The organism is Sulfuricystis multivorans, from assembly GCF_003966565.1.
In the GTDB taxonomy this organism is placed as follows: Bacteria; Pseudomonadota; Gammaproteobacteria; order Burkholderiales; family Rhodocyclaceae; genus Sulfuricystis; species Sulfuricystis multivorans.
Genome location: NZ_AP018719.1, coordinates 72382 through 89819, shown reverse-complemented (window position 1 = coordinate 89819; position 17438 = coordinate 72382). Strand labels below are relative to the sequence as shown.

The following is a 17438-nucleotide window of genomic DNA, read 5'->3' as shown; positions in this document are numbered from 1 at the left end:
CTTCAACCCGTCAAAGTCGGTACCGTCAGTACTTCTCGTTCTCGTCGTGCAAGAAGACCGCATCGCCCCCCGGACCATCATAGATGGTCGGCAGGTGGGTGTTTAGCCACGTTGGTATGGTCGGGATGATCTTATCAGGTAACCACCAGGCATTGTCAGTTGCATATACGACTCCATCGTCTGTGCCGACTTGTTCTTTATATGGCCCTGCAGAACGGACGTCGTTCTGAATCATCTTCTGCCATTCAGCACGCGAGATCGTCAGCACGCCAGACCCTCCGAAAAGCAGGAAGTCGAACGGCTTGAGGATCAAGAGCCGAAAGGTGGCAGAGAGGAACTGGAAAACGGTTTTCATAATGGAAAAATAGCATACTGCTTCGTCTCGTTCTGGTAAACCTGCATATTCCAGACCAAACCTGCTACTCATTCCCATCAAAACCATCCCAGCGGTTCAATTTGAAACCCGCTACCCGTTCGGTTTGGGTAAATCTGATGGAACGGTGTCAGCTCACTTTCGATTATTCGCCTGTTTCGGACATCCCCACTGAAGCCTGCTAATCCTGCGGGGCGTCGGAGGGGGAAGTGGCTGATCTTCGGCAGCGCGGGGTTTGTACGCGGACGCATCGATTCTGCGCTGCAAGTTGATCGCAAGTGGATTTCCCTTTGCAACCAGGCGCTCCAATTCATACCGGACTAAGGGGGACATCTCTGCTAACTCCCCCTGTAGTTCCTGGGCCATGGCAAGGAAATGCTGCCAAGCAGCACGCTCCTTGGGTGTCGGCTCCGGAGGGCGTAATTTGGGGACGCGGACCTTCTTGATGATTGATGATTTAGACATTGTTTTCTCCGCAAAGGTGTCATGGCATGTAGGGGCGGATCATCCGTCCCTGCCCATCTAGGTAAGCTACGGCTTTGACGTCCACAGAAGGAAGGGGACTGTTGGCGGGAACCAGGATTGAGTACCGTTCATCCTCATAGACCTGCTTCCACTGCTGGCTGGCCAGAGCCGCCTGACGGATTGCCATATCCAAGCGAAGCAGCATAGCGGTTGGCTTGTGTTTTTCGAGCAACGCTTCCCATCCCGGAGCTGCACGGCTGGCCAAATACCACTCGAAAAAGTGCTGATCCTTGTACAGATCCATACGGCCATCGACAAATACCGGAATGCCACGGTGGATCAGATAGCTGGCCTCAAGAGTGTCCGATAGCACGCGGTCGGTCAGGTGGTGCTCTTGAAGGTAGTCGGTCGCCTTCAGTGGATATTGAAGGTTCATGGTCGCCTCCCACGTGCCATTACCTTTGGCTGCGATGGCGGGAAATGATCCGCCCAGAACGGCTAGGATGAGGATGTACAAGACAGGGCGGCTTGGATCGGAAATGGTTGGCAGCATCTTCGCGTAATGCGGGGCGCGGGCGAGCAAGGCCGCGGTCAATGGCGCCATGACGGCCGCACACATGGCGACCTGCCGGTTTGCCATTACCCCAAATATCAGGAAGAACCCGGCTACCATCGCGTGAGTCAGTCTCGGCCTGCAGCCAGACACCGCCATCAAGGCAACAAAGGGGACCAAGTTGAGGAGATAGAACCAGCCAAGCTCAGTGGTCAGATTGACGGGCATCCATTCGGAGATCACTGACGAGCTCCTGAGACCGCCAATCATTATCACTGCGAGGATCGCGTTGATGCCGTACGGGTTAGCGAGGGTTGCTAGTGTAGACGCAACCACCACACCCCAGGTAAGCAATAGGTCCCGTACCGATGATTTCAGCCGTCCAGCGAGGACAGCTTCCGCAGTCATACCGGTGGCCATGAGCCCGATGAGGATGAGGCCTACTATGAAGCCTCCATGTAGATTAACCCAGCCCACCATTAGCAGCGGGTATCCAATGATGAATCGAATGCGCCGGGTTTCCAAGAAGCTCACAACCAGGTAGGTAGCGACAGATAGCAAAGCGAAGGAGAACAACTGAGGACGCATCGGTGTGACGATCTGCACCAGGTTGCACATCAGCGCCAAACCCAGGGCCACCGACGTGTGAACGTAGCGGCAAGCGGCCAGCCAGGCAAATCCAATCGTAATCGCTGAAAGAACAACGGACAGAAACTTGGTGCCGTCAAGCCCAGCAATTTTGTATGCCATACCCATGGCGCTTTCGCCAAGCCATTGAGTCAGCTGATAGGGTTGGCCTGCGAACGTCCAGCTGAAGAAGTCGCTCGTGGGAAGCTCACCGTGATCTACGATCCATTGTCCGTAGGTCAGATGCCAGTAAAAGTCTGTATCGGCAATCCCAGATGAAGGCGGGTAGATAGCTTTCACCCAGAGAACGGCAAGGAACACAAGCAGAGTAGTGGGAAATCGAATGGACATGTTTGACCTACGAAGTGAGCTGATCGAGGATGGCACGATTCGTCGGTTTCATCTGGACGGTCGGTAGGTTGCTGTACTGCCCTTGACGAACGAATACCGTATAGGCCGGCCCTTCAAATACTGCACGGTATTCCCCACTGTCAGCCAACAGATATCGGAGCGGCGAAGGGTTATTGAGTAAAACGACATCGGGGTCGAGGCGGGCGATGTACTCTTTCCAACCCGCATCTCCCCGCATGGCAAACAGCAGTTCGAAGAGGGCGCGGTCCCCATATAGGTCAAGGCGGGTGTCGATCGAAACACGGGTTCCGAGTTGGCGGATCAGATAGCCACCGGACTCAGGGGTGTTGAGGATTTTCCCGGCGATGGCATGCGCCTTCATAAAAGCCACTTCCTCGACAGGGAACTTGGTGGCCATGTATTGAGCCGTCGTTCTTTCGATCTTGGACAAGCCAAGGGAGGCCGTGAAGACTAGGGCAATTGCGCCAAGAGCTATGGCGATATGGACGGTCCGATCATAGCGCCTGGCTTCTCCGGCGAAGGCAAGGTCGTAGAAGGCGGTTCCGCGAACGGCCGCGGCGAGAAGCGGAACCATCAGAACCGTAGCCATCAGCGACAACCGGACCGCAGACCAACCGATGGCACCCAGGGCCAATACCGTCAAAACTTGGCTGATCGAGGGGCGCTGTTTTGTGGCGGACATCGCGGCCGCTACCGCAGAGGTCACCAGGAAGAAGCTGAGGCCGGCATCGGTCTTGATGCTGGTAGCCGCCCACTCGTCAACGATGCCGGCGGACGAGGATTTCAAGGCCGCGATTTGAATAGCGTATTGCCAGGCGCCCCAGCCGTAAGGATTCAGGAGCGTAGCCAGGAGACTGACGCTGGTGGCGATGAAAAGGGGCACGGCAGAGGCTCGAAGCCTTGCCATGTCGCGCTGCATATAGGCTTCGATAGACACAAAGGTGGCCATCATGCCCAGGTACGTCAGGCCGAAGGCATAGCCGCCATGCAGATTCACCCAGAGAGCGAAGAGGGGAGGGAGCCAATACAGGGCGCGGCGATTTCCCGTCTGGTAGGCGGCGAGAATCCAGGTCAGGGCTGCAAGCCCCAAGTGGGTAAATTGATGCGGGCGGCAAGCCAGGGAAATCAAAGCCGAATTGCAGCCAATCGCGACAGCCAGGGCGGCGAGGCGGTTGTCGAGGTAGCAGCATGCAGCTCGATAGGAGGCTGCCATGGTCAGGCTGACAAGAAGAGCTGCCAGCATGGAAGTTCCTGTCAGTCCTGCTGCTTGATTGGCTAACCCCATGCAGACCTCGCCGAGCCATTGCGTTAGGCGGTAAGCGTGTCCGTCGAATGTCCAGGACCAGAAGTCCTCCGTCGGAAGGCTCCCGTGGTTCAGGATCCATTCACCATAACCCACATGCCAGTAGTAGTCCGGGTCCGTGATGCCGGCGCCAGCAAGGGAAGGGGCTCTGTAGGCGAATAGGCACGCGAGGACAATGAAGGGAATCGATACCATCATGCCATCAACCTCCAGAAAGAATACGGTCGAGCCGGCCCTTCAGCACGGCTACTAGAACTTCCGCGTCATTGAGCGCATCTACCGGGTCGCGTGTAATGGACTTCCGCAAAGCCTCTTTCAGCCAGAAGGAGGCGGAAGGGTCGGCCATGATCTGTTCGGGAGTTGGAGGAGTCGTTCCGGGAGTTGGAGGAGTCATTCTTTCCTTTCTTCATGGGACGGGAACACGAAGATCCTGGACATGATGTAGGTGGCCAGTACATGGCAAGCAATGGCTGCCGTCTGTGCCAGGTAAGGGTTGGTGCCGGACTGCATAGCCACGGTGAGCATGGCGAAGTTGGCGCAATAGCCAGTTAGGATGGTTGGGATATAGCGTACGAAGGCTTTCAGCCGGTTACCTCGGTCGCGAAAGGAAAGGTCGCGGTGCGCTAGAAACGAGATTGGCACCACGACGAGATAGCCGATCAGGTTGGCCGCAACATCCGAGAAGATTTGTCGAGAGCTGAAAATAACTGCCAGTCCGAGAGCGGTATTCCCGGCGCCGACGGCCAGGAACCGGACCAATGTCCGGTCGATCATGGTTTCGGACGACGAAGAACCCAGCACTGCGTCCAGAGCAGGGGAGCGAGCCTGGACCCAGCTAGTCGCCGTGCGAACCATTGGCAGATCCGGACCCCGAGATCTCCGCAAAACTCGGCGATCACTGGCAGGTAGAAAGCAATGTTTTCTTGGCGCACGACCTCGAAGCCGGCGGCGTCAATCTGGGTCCTAAGTTGGGAGCGGGTCATGCGGTTGATGTGTCCCAGGTCGTCGACAGACTCGCCGTAGATCAGGCGGGCGAGTTTTACGACCAGACCGAATGAGAGCAACCGTGCGGTCAGTTCAACCGTCGAATAGGAGTTCGGGGTTGTCAACACTAGGTAGCCCCCCGGCTTAAGGCTTGCATAGATGTTTTTGAGTGCGGATGCCGAGTCTCGGACGTGCTCGAGCACTTCAGAGCAGAGAGCAACGTCGTGTACTGGATCGAAGCGGTCGATGGTGATATCGGAAACCTGTGCGACCACGTTGGGGATTTGGTTGGCCGCTTCAACGAAGGCAGAGTTGATATCGATCGCGAATACTTTGCCGCGTGAAGCCATCAGATGGGTGTAGATACCGCACCCAATGCCGATCTCGAGGAAATGCGCCTGTGACGGCGTTACATGATCGAGGGCTTGAATGACCCAATCGCGCCGGACATTGTGTAGCCAGCGGCGTGTCGGGTTGTTGGATTCGTAAAGGTTTGCCTGGAAGGCGATATGTTCTTGACGTAGTTCGGCGGCAGACATCAAAGAGCTCCTCGATCAGCAGATGCCGCATCAAGCTGGACAACGGTGTTGCGATCCTCGAAGCCATACAGTGCTCCGACTAGGAAAAGAGGGCGGCGCTTGGTTTCTGCCACGATACGTCCGATGTACTCGCCGAGAACGCCAATGCCAATCAACTGTATCCCGCCGAGGAAAAGGATGACGCTGGTTAAGGTTGCAAACCCAGGCGTAACGACACCCCAGACTATGGTTTTGATGATGATCCAGCCGGCGTAGGAGAACGAAAACAGCGCGACTATGGCGCCGATGTAGGTCCATATTCGGAGGGGGACGGTAGAAAATCCGGTAATGCCGTCGAGTGCGAAGTTCCAGAGCTTCCAGAAGTTGAACTTAGTTTCGCCGGCGGCGCGCTCCGGCCGGTCATACTCGACTTGGGTAGCTTTGAACCCGGCAGCAGCCATGATCCCTTTCATGAATCGGTTCCGTTCTGGAAAGGACAGAATGGCATTGACCACAGTGCGATCCATGAGCCGGTAGTCACCGCAGTTGGGTGGGATCGCGACGTCGGTGATGCCTTCCATCATCCGGTAGAAGGCGCTGGCCGTGATACGCTTCAGCCAAGTGTCAGTCTGTCTGGATCTGCGGACTGCATGCACGACTTTAAAGCCAGCTTTCCACTTCGCGATCATTTCAGGAATCAATTCTGGCGGATCTTGAAGATCGCAATCCATTGGGATGATGGCATCCCCCGTCGCATAAGAGAAACCGGCGGTCATCGCGGCTTCTTTCCCAAAATTGCGTGATAGTTCAACCAGTCGCACCTTGGAATAGAGGTTGGATAGGGCAACGATGGTGGCCACTGTGGTGTCGCGAGAGCCGTCGTCCACAAAAATGATCTCGTAATCGAGGCCGGTGCTTTGGACGATCGGTGTGACTGTTGAAAGGAAGACTGGGATCGTGGCTTCCTCGTTATAGCAGGGGACGACAATCGATAGCTTCATGTTTGGCTGCCAAATTGAAACGAGGCGGGATCAATACCCAGGGAGTCCAGAATATCGTCGGGTTCTGGCTGATGGATTGGCTTGGGCGAGACGGCCATGGGTGCAGCTTGCTCCGTATTCTCTCGGGTGCCTTGTTGCGAGGGACAGGCTTGCTCCTCCGTGGGAAGCGAAGGAATCCGCCCTTTGGAAACTTCCAGTCCTAGGCGTATCAGAAAGCGTATCCGTCCGGAGCGATCGGCGCCCGGTGAATAGCGGTTCAGGTCCTCTTCCAGGTCGGCATACTCGACCCGATTGAAGCGCGCATGAACGCGGAAGGACGAATCGTCTTTGTCGCTCATGCTGTTGCTACGGCGCTCATCTTAAGTGCCTGCCCAAGCGACTTCGCCAGCTTTTCGCCGATCATGTGGAATCCACGCACATTGGCTAGCGCCGGTTCTTCAAGCGTCACGACCTTATGGCGCGGGAACTTCTCTGCGATAGCCTTCGCATAAAACGAAGCTCCGCCGCCGGTGAGAATGATCACGTTGATATCCGATCCCGACCCGATTGAGTTCTTGATCGCCTGGGCGGCTTCGTACACCACGTCATCACCTGCAGCAAGGTGCTTCTCGATGTCGAAGCGCTGCCCGTAAAGCTCGAACGGTGTTTTGGTGGTGAGGGAACGATCGATGGCTCGGACGAGTTCCACGGGTGTTGCATCAAATCCGTGCGTTTTGATGATGTCGTCCGCGATTGCGCGAAGCACAGCGCCCATGCCGCGCGGCACGGCATCGCTCAACGAATCGTTGGCGGACATTCCCTGGCAGACGAACCAGTCGACAGTGTTGTAGCCAGGGTCGATCGACAGAGCCAACGGAGCCTTTTCGTGGCAGGGGTTGGTCGCTAGGTAGCACATGTAGCTCCCAAGCGGTTGAGGATAAACGTGGCAGGTCTTGATCTGGATCTTGGAACCACGCTCATTGATTTCGTGTTCCCCGACGAAGCGCTTCGCCAGTGCAGCATGATGCTTCCGATAGGTATTGAGTGGCAAACCCAAGACCAAGACATCGATCACGTCGGCTGGCAAGTTCGGAACCATGTAGTTGATTGCGCCAAAGAGCCTCGCGGCGTAGGCATCGCCAAGGCAAAAGTTTTCGTCCATAACCTCGGTCTCTTGTTTTCCATGGAGGGCCAAATGGACGTCGCGGCCAACCTCGAACAGGCGCCCGCCGACAGGGACTAGAAAAGTATCCCGCTGTTTCATAACGCCGGCTCCAAGCTTAACGCTAGGCCTGGCGATGGGAGATTGAGACGGAATGGAGTCGGTGCGGATGATTTGGCTCGTCGGGTGGCGGCCGTCGGAAAACTTGATGTGGCCGTAGCCGACGTCGATCGCACGGGTAGTGATGGAAAGTGACATGGAAGGCCTCTCTGATATGGGAGAGGTGATTGTCGGCATCCGGATGGGTGGAAGGAAGTCGGAAATACTGCCGAATCGATGGGATTAGAGGTAGGAATGGACAGGTAGCGCAAACTTTTTTGCGTAAATCCCAAGGGTGGCGACACAGTGGCGACACTGTGGCACCGCAGTGTCGCCAAACAACGGAGGATCCTCTGGTGCGGCATGGGTGGCGACACAGTGGCACCGCAGTGTCGCCAAAACAACGTGAGATCTTCCGGTACAGCAAGGGTGGCGACACGGAGGACGGCTCTGCCGAAGAACCAGCTGAAATGGCTGGCTGTGGAGGGGGTGAATTTCGGCGGCGGCACTCCCCCTCCCAGAAGGGGGCATTCAATATCCATTCAAAACTCGACTCAAACCTGACGGGGATCGATTTCCGCTTCTGGACTAGGTTTGAGGGGTTAAATTCGAACAGAATAATCACCTGATTGGATATTGAATGCCCTGAGGGGTTGACACGGACCGGTAAAAGCGATCAAAATGCGCCCCGTTGTGTGTCCGTGATGGACCACCCAGGATCACGACGGCCTCCTGGAGTTGGTGTTGTCAAAACCAACAAAGCCGTTGCTATTTCGGTGCGAGCCGCGCCGGAATCCCGTAGCTGGTAGAACTGGCTACGGCCTTCGATGTCCTGTGGGACATCCCGCTCTTAGACGGGCGTTACCGAGTTGTTGTGCAACTCCCATCATCGTTCTCCTCACTGGAGGACAACTTTCCTGGGCCTTTTGGCATGTCGTTGCAGGAGCAGGGCGGTCCCTGACTCTTTTGCACTTCACCCACTGGCCGACACTCGAACAAAGAAATTGCAGCGTGAGCGTCCTTCATGGACCCCCGGTGTAGAAATCCGGTAGAGGCCGGATCGTCTAGCTGGACGGCGCAACCGAGGCCTCTGGTGGCAGGAGGCAAAAATCCCTTCGGGGCCGGAGCAATTTCTTCAGAAAAGCGATCGAGTCATCCACGGATGACCACCTTGCCTGGTTAGGCAAAACGATCGGACTGCGAAGCGAGTCCATGGGGCTCGTGGTCGCAGATGGACAGGACCGGTGCGGGTAAAAATCCGCCTGGGGGGTATTCCTCTGGGGTGCTCCCGTCGAATGCGATTCGACACCAATGGGTCCAACCGCTGCGAGCGGATTGGGCTACCGGACTTGGGCGTGCCGCGCTGTGATGCGCCGCCGCTGACGCCGGGTTGCAGAAATGGAACCTGCCGTCGCCACCTGATTCACCTTTCTAAACACTCTCGCCATTCCTGCTGTACCCGAACTTTCCTCATGCGCGGCTCCGCATGAGGACTGCGCACATCTGCGCACCGACAAGACCGAGTCGGTTTTCCATTCAACACCTGGAGACCAGACATGAGCAACGAATCGACAAAGCGTGGCTATCTGCCGCAAGACGTCTATAACGATCTGCTCCGCTACGGCATTGAAGTCGAAGCGGAAGCGATCGAGTGCATCACGCAAGCATCCCAGGTTGTCTTCCTGGAGTGCGCATCTCCTCCGGCCATTCCAGTTCGCGAGGTGGCATATGGCTAAATCCCTTGCCGAACGAGTGCTGCCGAAGTACATAATCGACGGAGTTCTTCGCACTATCGAACCTTACCTGCGGCTTCGTGCCAAAGGCGATCGCGTCTGCTCAGCCAAGATGCGTACTGAGCGCCGGCAGTTCATACTGCTGATGGTCGCAGAGCTGTGGGAACTGGGATACCGCATCCGCAAACTGGAATCCCTGTCCTCTAAGCACGTCGAAACACTCATGGCCTACTGGCATGAGAAGGGCATCGTCGCCGGAACTCTGCACACACGGCTTTCGATGATCAAAGTCCTCTGCAGCTGGTTGGGCAAGTTCAACGTTGTGAAGGGCATCACCGCCTACTTGCCGGCCGAGGAGGTTCGGAGACACACCGTTGCTAAGGTCTCGAAGGCCTGGGACGCGAAAGACATTGATCCGCTGACGATCATCCAGCTAGCAAAGCAGATTGATGAGCGCCTCGCCGTCATGTTGGCCATGCAGCACTACTTTGGTCTGCGTGTTAAAGAGAGCATTGAGTTGCGTCCGGCTAATGCTGTGGTCGATGGCGGAAGGATGCTGGAGATCCACGAGGGCACGAAGGGGGGCCGTGTCCGTCGCGTACCGATCAAGTCGGATCAGCAACGGGAAATAATTGCCTGGGCTCGTCAGGTTGCTGAGTCTGGCAACACCAAGCGGCTGAGGTGGCCGGATTGCACCTTCACGCAGGCCCAAGGGCGGTTCTATCACTACGTCAGGAACCGACTCGGGATCTCTGGCAAGACAGCCGGCGTTACTCCTCACGGTTTGCGTCACGGCTATGCTCAACGCGCCTATGAGGAAGAGACCGGCGGTCTGCCCAGTCCGATCAAGGGCGGCGCCATTGGCCGGATTGAGCGCGAGACGCACCGGGCAGCCAGCATCACCGTGTCCCGTGCGCTAGGCCACGGCCGGATCGATGTCACCACCAGTTACTACGGCAGTTATGGACACGCCCTGCGCCAGGACCCGGTAAGCATGACCTATACATTCAAACCGATCTCGATGCCCAGTACGGACAAGCAGAGTAAGGAAAAGAAGAAAGACGGAAATGGAGTTTGTACTTTTTGCTAGGAGACAGCACTATGCCTGCCATTCTTTTGAGTGGTGATCCGGAGCACGCCCCAATCTACATCCCCGATTCCGGATTACCTCCCGCTTGGTCGGGAAAGTCGATCTATGAGCTGACCAAAACGGATCTCGATGCGATCGCCAACTTCACCATGAATGAAGCCTACGAGCTAGGGAAAGAGGACTTCCTAGAAGACCGCCACGAGACGCCCAACCCATTCCACAGGCGTTTTCTGATGGGCGTTCCACGCTCGATCTTCGAGACGTTCTATCGGAGAGGGCAAGTTCTTGCAGTCGGATCCTTCTCCGCATCGCACGATTTAGGTCTTTCCGAAGAGGGAAGCCATGGTTACCAGCCACAAGCCGTATCCCTTTGACGATGCCTGGAAAGCCACGGTCGATCGAAACGGCATCGAGTGGATGGCCTACTGCGAGGCTGTGGCCATAGTGAAGCAGTACATCAGGACCCGGCTTCTGGATGGCAAAGATGCCGCAATCGAAGAGTTCAAAGCTACCTGTGAGCTGTATTGCAAGAACGACCCACAGGGTGCAGTCAGGATAGCCAGGATCAAGGAGCACTTTCAGTTGATCTGGGCGAATGAGCGCGAAACCCTGAAGGCGAAGGTGCTTGAGGAGGCCTCTTTACTTCAGTCCCAAGCAAAGTAAGAGCCCTATCAAGGCTCTTACATTGGTCGGTCGATCAAGGCAAGCGCCTTGGTGCAAACGATGTTCTGTGGTGTCGCGGGATACGCCCCGATTTATCCCGACTCCTTCCGGTGCTGTCTGGCCGGGACTTCCTGCAGCGAAGTTTGTTGCAGGCATCTATCGCGGTACCGCCTTGGCGGTCTGCGGTCTTTCCCTGTTGGGGCCAACAACCCCGACAGGGGCTGATTGCGCCCCGTTTTGAGTGAGGTGCAACCATGCAAGCAGTCGTTAATTCGCGTTTCAATCGCAACATCTTTACGCAGGACTCCATCTGGAACAACCCGGACAAGCTAGACGCTCTGGTGTTCAAGGTCACCCTCGTCTGCGGCGTCATCGGCATGTTCCTTCCATGGGGAGGTCAGGTATGAGCGCCGTGGTCGTGTGGCTGACCAAGGGCGGTATCGTCGAGCACGTTGCGAGCCCAGAGGTGGATGTGGTGGTCATCGACTTCCAGAACCTGGAAGCTGGTGATCCTGCCCCGGAATTGAGCGACGCCCACAAGGCGCTGCTCATGGAAAAAGCGCCGTCCGTACTGGACGACATCGCTGAGTACATCGTGCATTACCGGTGTGACAACTGCGATGCCGGCTATCGGAAGCAGGACGAGCTCAAGCCCGTCTTGGATCTGGAGCAACGGGTCGCCCCTGGCGAGCCGATGCCGGTGGGTGAATGTCCCGCTTGCGGGGCAGTCGTTCATCCGGTTGCCGAAGATTGGTGGCCGGTTCCCCAGTCCGCGCTCGACCGGCATTGCCTGTCGGGTCGATTCAACCTGGCACCCGAGGCTCTGCCTCTGGTCCACAAGGTCGGCCTGGATCGGGTGCTCGCCTGGTTCGAGACCACGCGCGGTGTGACCGTCGGCGACACGATGCTGGTCGGTGACTTCGGACTCAAGGCCTACTTCGGCTTTGACCCGGACAAACCGAACGGTGAGTGCTGCTACGTGAACATCAGCATGCTGCGTTAAGACTTATGCCCCCTTGCCGAAAGGCTTGGGGGCGTTCCTTTTGGGATGTGAAGAAATGGGATGTGAAGAAATGAAAGAAGAGCTGAAACTGCAGGTCCTCGCCATCATCGTCGGCAAGATGATCGATGCTGGATGGAAAGAACTCGACACCGCGCCGCAGGTGATGAACAAGTTCTTCGCGACCGCGGTGGGTCGCAAGGAAGCTCAGATTCGTGTCGATGCTGGATCGAGCGACAGCTGGTGGGTGAATGGGGAGTACAGGAGCGAAGGCAACAACGTCTTGGCCGCCATGGACCTCTTCATCCCGTTCGATATGGACCAGAGGCTCGTCGCCATGAAAATCGACGCCTATCTGGTCGAGGCGGAGATGCGGATTGGTTCGAGCTACGCCGCCCGGCTCCTTCACCCGGTCCTGCCGGGACAGGTGCTGGAAGGCGAAGTGCTTCCCCCCGAAAGCGAATTGATGTCCCGCGGCCGCCAGCTGCTGGACGATATCGCCAAGGAAATCCGCGCGATCGAGAACATCGCTCGTCGGTGATCCTGCCTTCCCCTTCCGCTTGGAGGGGGCTTTTCCGTGTTGCCAGTCCGTAGGCGACGTCGAAAAGCCAAGTTTTCCCGAGTGATCGGAAACGCTTACTGGTCTGCGTTATGACCTGCTACCCCTGCGCTGTCCGGCAGGATTTCGACCCTGGTGGGGACCATTCCCCACAGGGGACTGGCTCCACCGCATTTGAGGAGCTTGTCCTATGAAGTCGTATTTCAATGCAACCTGCAAAGCCGACGCGGTTGGCGATGGCACTGTTGGCGCACTCGTCGCCTGGTTGGAGAAGTTCGTGAATGTTCTCTTCCCGGAGAACGGCATCGAATACTTCGCCGATAACCAGTTCGGACGGGGGCGGGCACTGCAACGCAATGATCGCGTTCCCGGCGCCGGCGTCGCAGACGACTGTGTGCATCACGTCGCGTGCTATGTGCGCGAAGGTGCCAACGAAGGCCGGATCATCGAGGTGATGCTGTACCTGCGTGGGGATGTCTTCAAAAGCCTCACCTGGATCAAGAGCTTCGGTTCTGCCGATGAGTGTTGGGCAATCGCCCGAGCGATCGATGCGGCGCTCAACTCGATCATATTCTGGAACGAGGTGCCCGAGTTGGTCTCCATGGCCGACAAGGTGCCTCGCCAGTACATTTGGCATCGTCAGACATCCCTCACGGAGGAAATCACCATTCTGTCCGGCATGGACAAGGTTTTGGTTTCCACTGCCTCGGGCCTTGTGCTCGATGACCGCAGCTGGGAAGGTCAGGCCTATGCAGAGTCCCAAGCAACAGCAGTCGCGCTGGACTGGGTGACCGTCCTCTCCGCTTTGAAGGCCAGCTTCAAGCTGGTGAAGGATGCCCCTGATCGGTTGGCGGTCCCAGATCTTCCCGGATACGTCATCTCAAAACGGGGCGTGGATGTTGAAGGCTACTACGTCCTGCCGCCTGGAGGGAATCCCAACGACGACCGTGACTACCTGGGCTACTTCCGTGATAGAGATGCGGCCATCGCTGCCGCCCGCAATCACAAGGCCTGTCAGTTACTGGTGGCCGCCTGACGATCCACACCGGACTTCCGGTTTCCCCTTCCGGCTGGAGGGGGTTTTTCAGCCCAGCTTCGATGAGGCTTGGCCGAAAAGCACAAAGATTTCCCGAGTGATCGAAAACGCCTGCTGGTCTGCGTTATGACCTGCTCTTGCCCCTGCCTTCTGGTGGGGATTCCCGTGTCGGGCATTCCTCCCGACCGGGGGTGGATGCCCTTTGATTGGAGGTATCCATGATGTTGAAGTATCTGCACGAAGCCGCTCTTGCCGGCCTTGTTATTCCGGAAGGCGCTGATAAGTCTGCCGAACGTGAAATCCTTCGCCGTCGCAGAAAAGTTGAAGCCCAGTTGTCGCTCGCTCGTCGCGCGATCCTGATGCTCAAGAGCCTGCATGCCGACGTTTCCGCCCTGCGCGTGGATGACGGTGATGGTTTCCAAGGGACGGGCGATTGCGAATACGGTCATGAAGGCGTGGGTGTCACGCTCGAATGGCCTAACCTCGCAATTCTCATTGACGAAACCAAAGTAATCCTCGACGAGGTTGCCGCATCGGACGTACCGAAGGTCTGGTTCGTCTTCCACGGTGACTGCTCGCAGGCATTCCGTTGTGAAGCGGATGACCGGGAGGAGGCGATGGAGATCTGTGCCGAAGCCCACCCGGGCAGCAAGATTCATGTTGCTGTTCCGGCCAGCGCCAGCGGCGAGCTCGTAATGTATGGCTACGGTGAAGAGATGGTCCATTGCCCGCTATGCGGTTCGCGCACCGAGTTTGGTGAGCTGCCCCGCGATGGTTGGCAAGTCCATGTTTGCCGTTGCAATCACAGCTTCATCGCTGTCCCTGACGAAGAGACAGAGGTGGTGTCGTGAGCCCGCAGCGTGCCCAGGAAATCTGGGACACCCGACTTGCCTCTGGGGAACTGTCCATGACGGACGCTGAGCGTTTAGCGGTAAGGAAGGTCTGGTCCGGAATGCCTGGACATACCTGCTTTGCCGATGCGCTGCTGCGGATCGCCAGGGGCGAGGCCGTCGCTGAGAAGCCCGTGATGATCGGAACCGCCGTTTTCACCTACGGCGACGATATCATCGAGCAAACCCCGGTCTATGAGGGGGAGATGGCTGGCTCGGATGCGGTCTATGCGCGGGCACGTCGTTCCATCGAGATGCTTGGCATGCCAGCGACAGATCCTGTTCATGGCTGCAACGCACGGCTGATCAAGCTGCAGAAAGCCTCCGTGAAGTTCTATCCACGGGGCCATTAAACCCATGTAGTTCCCTTCGCCTCCACTGGGGGCGTTCTTTTCAGGACGTTCTGCCGAGCGCATCCTGAAAAGAACCCGTTATCGCACCAAAGGAGCTTCAAATGCTGATCCACGTTCTACCCAAGCTGTACGTCCCTGGCGGACTGGATGCCGCCGTTCGTCTTGTCGATTTGACCATCGATGAGACGGACCTGGTACTCAAGGGCGACCAGGACCTGACGATCTGCCGTCCCTACCGAACAAGTGCTACTGGGTGGGCTGCCGCAAGGTCGGCCAGAAGGCCGTGGCCGGGCTCTTCATCGAGAACGAGAAGTTCCTGGAGTCCTACACCGTGGTGACGTGCTGGGCGATCAAGGCCGACACCGTGCTGAACCACCGGGTTGAGCATGTTGTCCTGGATGGACACTTCGATTCGGTCAGCGACGACATGACCCTCAGGTACGCCACCTGCGAGAGCCTGGGCAACTGGCATTCCCGCTGGCCGCTTTGCTACAACGGCATGCCTCCGGTGAAGGTGCAGCCGCGCATGGACGTGCTGGCTCCGGACTGGGGAGGCTCCAAGCGCGATGTCGAGCTGCGCGACGTGCTGTCCGAGGATGGCCTGGTGATCCGCCGCGAAGAACGGTTCATGGTGCCCACCATCGAGCGTGGCCGTTTCCAGGGCAAGTTGGCCGAGATCGGCCGCCTGCCCGAGCTGAAGGACGCCTTCACCGCGGCTTCCTGAATGACCCTACGGGATATCGATAGCAGAGGGCAAAGGTTGCGCACAGCGCATCCCTTACGGACCCCGAAACACCCAGGGCACAGGCCGATTTTTTTCCAGAACCGCCTGTGCCACCTATGTAATCTGGTCTCGGTTCTCCTCCACTGCCTCACCTTGAGGCTTTAGGCCTCCTTCCCTCCCTGGGAGGCCTCTTTTTCGATCCGGTCTACCAAACCGGATGGAAAAAGATCGGAGGAAGCTGATGCCAACCACTATGGAGTTGTCACCATGATCAGCAATTACCTGAACTACCAATTCGCCCTGTTTCTTCTGCTGGTGAAGCGCGACATCGACGTGCCCACCTGGCGCTACGCTGCGTGGCATCGCCCCATCGTCGTTTGTGGCTATACCGGAAGTTGGGTGGTGGACACCCCACCGGAAGCGCTCAGCAGCACTCTCAGTCAGCGCGCGCTGATCCAGTTTTTCGTCGGCATGCTGATGATCGCCGGTGCGGTCGGCTGGATCGCAAATACCGTCGATGGCGTGGGCATCTCTGTAATCCTGACCCTGGCCTCGTTCAAGGCCGCCGGGGTGGTCGCCCTCGGGCTGGTGCTAGCGCTGGACGCGACGGTCGCAGGCATCTATCGCTGGGTGTCCATGCCGTGCCCGGGCAGGAAGGCCTACCAGGAGCGGCTGCCAGTGGTCAAGCAGGAGGAGGCATCATGCTGAGCCTGGGCATGCTTGAATGGATCGGAGCCATCGGGGGCGCTGCGGGTGCGCTCCTCTTGGCCTTAAACAATCGCTGGTCGGGGTATGGGTTCGTCCTCTTTCTGGTGTCCAACGCCGCCTGGATAGCCTATGGCCTGATGACGCACACCTTCGGGATGGTCGCCATGCAAATCGTTTTTACAGGAACCTCGCTCTTGGGTGTTTGGCGGTGGCTTGTACTGCCTCGCCTGAGCCGATCGAGGAACTACTGTGATGAACTGGCCATGTTCCCGGTGCAACAGGTCATATGTCAGTCCCGGGACTGGCAACCTTACTCGAACAGTGGATGCCATGGCCGGTAAGCGCAGGCGCTTCAAGCCATATGAGCTGTTCGGACGGACGGTGAATCTGCCTGAAGCAGTTGCGCGTGTGAAAGGTGCAACAGCATCCGTACCAGGTTCCTGCCGCTTCTGCAATGGCGAAGTGAAGCTGGTCAACAACGCCGATTTCTACAATGGCCGTGAGTATGGTTGGCCCTTGGCGTATTGCTGCTCGTCCTGCGGGGCGCGCGTGGGGTGCCATCCAGGCACCGACATACCCTTGGGCACGCTGGCCGATGGCCCGACCATGCAGGCCCGTCGGGAAGCTCATGACGCTCTTGACCAGCTGTGGCGAGGAAAGACCTCGTGGCATCGTTCTCAGGCGTACAAGGCACTCGCCAAGGCCTTGGGAGTTCGCTACGTCCACATCTCCTGGATGGATGTAACGGAGTGCAAACGAGTCGTCAGCCTGTGTCAGAGCGGAGCACTGTTCGTCTAATCTGCTTGAGCGCCTTTCGGATACCATCGCTGACGTTGCCGTTGCCAAACTCGGCGGCAATGACAAGACTTTCGGCATCAAGATAGACTTGGACGCGCTTTCCACCAACATAGGCCGGGCGGCCGACAGGGCACTTCTCAGTCGGTCGCTTAGTGCCTGGCATTACGTGCCTCGATGTATATCTCCCCGGCTTCCCTGGCGATGCGTGATGCTTGCGCTACGTGCTCTTTGGTCAGTGGCGATGGTTGAACGACGCATTGGCCGTCGAAAGCACCTGCCTGGTCAGTAGCTGGGAAGAACTTGAACACCCAGCCATCGCAGTGCGTGGCTGTGGCAGTTTCCAGGTCAACGGACCAGCGAGAGCGCCAACCTCGGTTTGAGTGATTGACCATACGCATGACTCAAGAAAAAATCCAGGCCGAGCCAGGGTAGGTGTCACGATGCGTAT

22 protein-coding genes and 1 pseudogene are annotated in these 17438 nt (G+C 57.5%); 14 read left to right on the top strand and 9 right to left on the bottom strand.

Annotated features, from left to right (window positions below):
- Positions 1-25 precede the first annotated feature (25 nt).
- The 9 genes from EL335_RS13370 to EL335_RS13330 all read right to left on the bottom strand — a co-directional run bounded on the left by EL335_RS13370 (position 26) and on the right by EL335_RS13330 (position 7595).
- Positions 26-433: a hypothetical protein gene (locus EL335_RS13370; RefSeq protein WP_126448091.1), complete on the bottom strand. Its 408-nt coding sequence runs from the start codon at positions 431-433 to the stop codon at positions 26-28.
- A gap of 424 nt (positions 434-857) precedes the next feature.
- On the bottom strand, positions 858-2369 hold the full coding sequence (locus EL335_RS13365; RefSeq protein ID WP_126448089.1) for a hypothetical protein: 1512 nt from the start codon (positions 2367-2369) through the stop codon (positions 858-860).
- 7 nt (positions 2370-2376) lie between these two features.
- On the bottom strand, positions 2377-3891 hold the full coding sequence (locus EL335_RS13360) for a hypothetical protein (protein WP_126448087.1): 1515 nt from the start codon (positions 3889-3891) through the stop codon (positions 2377-2379).
- Positions 3892-3895: 4 nt separating this feature from the next.
- Positions 3896-4039 carry a hypothetical protein gene (locus EL335_RS13355; RefSeq protein ID WP_172600129.1) on the bottom strand — a complete coding sequence of 48 codons (144 nt, stop codon included), beginning with the start codon at positions 4037-4039 and terminating at the stop codon, positions 3896-3898.
- Positions 4040-4083: 44 nt separating this feature from the next.
- Positions 4084-4467: a GtrA family protein gene (locus EL335_RS13350; RefSeq protein ID WP_172600128.1), complete on the bottom strand. Its 384-nt coding sequence runs from the start codon at positions 4465-4467 to the stop codon at positions 4084-4086.
- A complete protein-coding gene (locus tag EL335_RS13345) occupies positions 4464-5216 on the bottom strand; it encodes a class I SAM-dependent methyltransferase (RefSeq protein ID WP_126448082.1) in 753 nt (250 codons plus the stop codon). Before EL335_RS13345 ends, EL335_RS13350 begins: the two co-directional genes overlap by 4 nt.
- Positions 5216-6196 carry a glycosyltransferase family 2 protein gene (locus tag EL335_RS13340; RefSeq protein WP_126448079.1) on the bottom strand — a complete coding sequence of 327 codons (981 nt, stop codon included), beginning with the start codon at positions 6194-6196 and terminating at the stop codon, positions 5216-5218. The genes EL335_RS13345 and EL335_RS13340 overlap by 1 nt, the downstream gene beginning before the upstream one ends.
- Positions 6193-6534: a hypothetical protein gene (locus EL335_RS13335; RefSeq protein WP_126448077.1), complete on the bottom strand. Its 342-nt coding sequence runs from the start codon at positions 6532-6534 to the stop codon at positions 6193-6195. The genes EL335_RS13340 and EL335_RS13335 overlap by 4 nt, the downstream gene beginning before the upstream one ends.
- Positions 6531-7595, bottom strand: a complete 1065-nt coding sequence (locus EL335_RS13330) for a PRTRC system protein D (RefSeq protein ID WP_172600127.1) — start codon at positions 7593-7595, stop codon at positions 6531-6533. The genes EL335_RS13335 and EL335_RS13330 overlap by 4 nt, the downstream gene beginning before the upstream one ends.
- A 1397-nt stretch (positions 7596-8992) precedes the next feature.
- Here EL335_RS13330 and EL335_RS13325 point away from each other — a divergent pair.
- The 14 genes and pseudogenes from EL335_RS13325 to EL335_RS13265 all read left to right on the top strand — a co-directional run bounded on the left by EL335_RS13325 (position 8993) and on the right by EL335_RS13265 (position 16990).
- Entirely contained in the window at positions 8993-9172 is a 180-nt protein-coding gene (locus EL335_RS13325) for a hypothetical protein (RefSeq protein WP_126448073.1), read from the top strand.
- Entirely contained in the window at positions 9165-10259 is a 1095-nt protein-coding gene (locus EL335_RS13320) for a tyrosine-type recombinase/integrase (RefSeq protein ID WP_126448071.1), read from the top strand. The genes EL335_RS13325 and EL335_RS13320 overlap by 8 nt, the downstream gene beginning before the upstream one ends.
- Positions 10260-10270: 11 nt before the next feature.
- Positions 10271-10633 carry a hypothetical protein gene (locus tag EL335_RS13315; protein WP_126448069.1) on the top strand — a complete coding sequence of 121 codons (363 nt, stop codon included), beginning with the start codon at positions 10271-10273 and terminating at the stop codon, positions 10631-10633.
- Positions 10602-10922 carry a hypothetical protein gene (locus EL335_RS13310; protein ID WP_126448067.1) on the top strand — a complete coding sequence of 107 codons (321 nt, stop codon included), beginning with the start codon at positions 10602-10604 and terminating at the stop codon, positions 10920-10922. Before EL335_RS13315 ends, EL335_RS13310 begins: the two co-directional genes overlap by 32 nt.
- Before the next feature lie 254 nt (positions 10923-11176).
- Complete coding sequence (locus EL335_RS14395) at positions 11177-11329, top strand: hypothetical protein (RefSeq protein WP_172600126.1); 153 nt, start codon at positions 11177-11179, stop codon at positions 11327-11329.
- A complete protein-coding gene (locus EL335_RS13305) occupies positions 11326-11925 on the top strand; it encodes a hypothetical protein (RefSeq protein WP_126448065.1) in 600 nt (199 codons plus the stop codon). Before EL335_RS14395 ends, EL335_RS13305 begins: the two co-directional genes overlap by 4 nt.
- Before the next feature lie 70 nt (positions 11926-11995).
- Positions 11996-12463, top strand: coding sequence for a hypothetical protein (locus EL335_RS13300; RefSeq protein ID WP_126448063.1), 468 nt, complete (start codon positions 11996-11998; stop codon positions 12461-12463).
- 208 nt (positions 12464-12671) lie between these two features.
- Positions 12672-13517 carry a hypothetical protein gene (locus EL335_RS13295; RefSeq protein ID WP_126448061.1) on the top strand — a complete coding sequence of 282 codons (846 nt, stop codon included), beginning with the start codon at positions 12672-12674 and terminating at the stop codon, positions 13515-13517.
- A 218-nt stretch (positions 13518-13735) separates the two neighbouring features.
- The gene (locus EL335_RS13290; protein ID WP_126448059.1) at positions 13736-14368 is read left to right on the top strand and encodes a hypothetical protein; all 633 of its coding nucleotides are present in this window, start codon (positions 13736-13738) and stop codon (positions 14366-14368) included.
- 56 nt (positions 14369-14424) lie between these two features.
- Complete coding sequence (locus tag EL335_RS13285) at positions 14425-14760, top strand: hypothetical protein (protein WP_126448057.1); 336 nt, start codon at positions 14425-14427, stop codon at positions 14758-14760.
- Between the two features lie 101 nt (positions 14761-14861).
- A pseudogene (locus tag EL335_RS13280) lies at positions 14862-15484 on the top strand (DUF6012 family protein).
- 267 nt (positions 15485-15751) lie between these two features.
- The gene (locus EL335_RS13275) at positions 15752-16192 is read left to right on the top strand and encodes a hypothetical protein (protein ID WP_126448053.1); all 441 of its coding nucleotides are present in this window, start codon (positions 15752-15754) and stop codon (positions 16190-16192) included.
- Entirely contained in the window at positions 16186-16533 is a 348-nt protein-coding gene (locus EL335_RS14525) for a hypothetical protein (protein WP_284155516.1), read from the top strand. Before EL335_RS13275 ends, EL335_RS14525 begins: the two co-directional genes overlap by 7 nt.
- Complete coding sequence (locus tag EL335_RS13265; protein WP_126448051.1) at positions 16523-16990, top strand: zinc-finger-containing protein; 468 nt, start codon at positions 16523-16525, stop codon at positions 16988-16990. The genes EL335_RS14525 and EL335_RS13265 overlap by 11 nt, the downstream gene beginning before the upstream one ends.
- Positions 16991-17438 lie beyond the last annotated feature (448 nt).

Excerpts from the sequence above, each read along its gene's own strand:
- EL335_RS13370 (WP_126448091.1), bottom strand. The coding sequence starts at position 433 with ATGGGAATGAGTAGCAGGTTTGGTCTGGAATATGCAGGTTTACCAGAA.
- EL335_RS13365 (WP_126448089.1), bottom strand. The coding sequence starts at position 2,369 with ATGTCCATTCGATTTCCCACTACTCTGCTTGTGTTCCTTGCCGTTCTC.
- EL335_RS13360 (WP_126448087.1), bottom strand. The coding sequence starts at position 3,891 with ATGATGGTATCGATTCCCTTCATTGTCCTCGCGTGCCTATTCGCCTAC.
- EL335_RS13355 (WP_172600129.1), bottom strand. The coding sequence starts at position 4,039 with ATGGCCGACCCTTCCGCCTCCTTCTGGCTGAAAGAGGCTTTGCGGAAG.
- EL335_RS13350 (WP_172600128.1), bottom strand. The coding sequence starts at position 4,467 with ATGATCGACCGGACATTGGTCCGGTTCCTGGCCGTCGGCGCCGGGAAT.
- EL335_RS13345 (WP_126448082.1), bottom strand. The coding sequence starts at position 5,216 with ATGTCTGCCGCCGAACTACGTCAAGAACATATCGCCTTCCAGGCAAAC.
- EL335_RS13340 (WP_126448079.1), bottom strand. The coding sequence starts at position 6,196 with ATGAAGCTATCGATTGTCGTCCCCTGCTATAACGAGGAAGCCACGATC.
- EL335_RS13335 (WP_126448077.1), bottom strand. The coding sequence starts at position 6,534 with ATGAGCGACAAAGACGATTCGTCCTTCCGCGTTCATGCGCGCTTCAAT.
- EL335_RS13330 (WP_172600127.1), bottom strand. The coding sequence starts at position 7,595 with ATGTCACTTTCCATCACTACCCGTGCGATCGACGTCGGCTACGGCCAC.
- EL335_RS13325 (WP_126448073.1), top strand. The coding sequence starts at position 8,993 with ATGAGCAACGAATCGACAAAGCGTGGCTATCTGCCGCAAGACGTCTAT.
- EL335_RS13320 (WP_126448071.1), top strand. The coding sequence starts at position 9,165 with ATGGCTAAATCCCTTGCCGAACGAGTGCTGCCGAAGTACATAATCGAC.
- EL335_RS13315 (WP_126448069.1), top strand. The coding sequence starts at position 10,271 with ATGCCTGCCATTCTTTTGAGTGGTGATCCGGAGCACGCCCCAATCTAC.
- EL335_RS13310 (WP_126448067.1), top strand. The coding sequence starts at position 10,602 with ATGGTTACCAGCCACAAGCCGTATCCCTTTGACGATGCCTGGAAAGCC.
- EL335_RS14395 (WP_172600126.1), top strand. The coding sequence starts at position 11,177 with ATGCAAGCAGTCGTTAATTCGCGTTTCAATCGCAACATCTTTACGCAG.
- EL335_RS13305 (WP_126448065.1), top strand. The coding sequence starts at position 11,326 with ATGAGCGCCGTGGTCGTGTGGCTGACCAAGGGCGGTATCGTCGAGCAC.
- EL335_RS13300 (WP_126448063.1), top strand. The coding sequence starts at position 11,996 with ATGAAAGAAGAGCTGAAACTGCAGGTCCTCGCCATCATCGTCGGCAAG.
- EL335_RS13295 (WP_126448061.1), top strand. The coding sequence starts at position 12,672 with ATGAAGTCGTATTTCAATGCAACCTGCAAAGCCGACGCGGTTGGCGAT.
- EL335_RS13290 (WP_126448059.1), top strand. The coding sequence starts at position 13,736 with ATGATGTTGAAGTATCTGCACGAAGCCGCTCTTGCCGGCCTTGTTATT.
- EL335_RS13285 (WP_126448057.1), top strand. The coding sequence starts at position 14,425 with ATGACGGACGCTGAGCGTTTAGCGGTAAGGAAGGTCTGGTCCGGAATG.
- EL335_RS13275 (WP_126448053.1), top strand. The coding sequence starts at position 15,752 with ATGATCAGCAATTACCTGAACTACCAATTCGCCCTGTTTCTTCTGCTG.
- EL335_RS14525 (WP_284155516.1), top strand. The coding sequence starts at position 16,186 with ATGCTGAGCCTGGGCATGCTTGAATGGATCGGAGCCATCGGGGGCGCT.
- EL335_RS13265 (WP_126448051.1), top strand. The coding sequence starts at position 16,523 with ATGGCCGGTAAGCGCAGGCGCTTCAAGCCATATGAGCTGTTCGGACGG.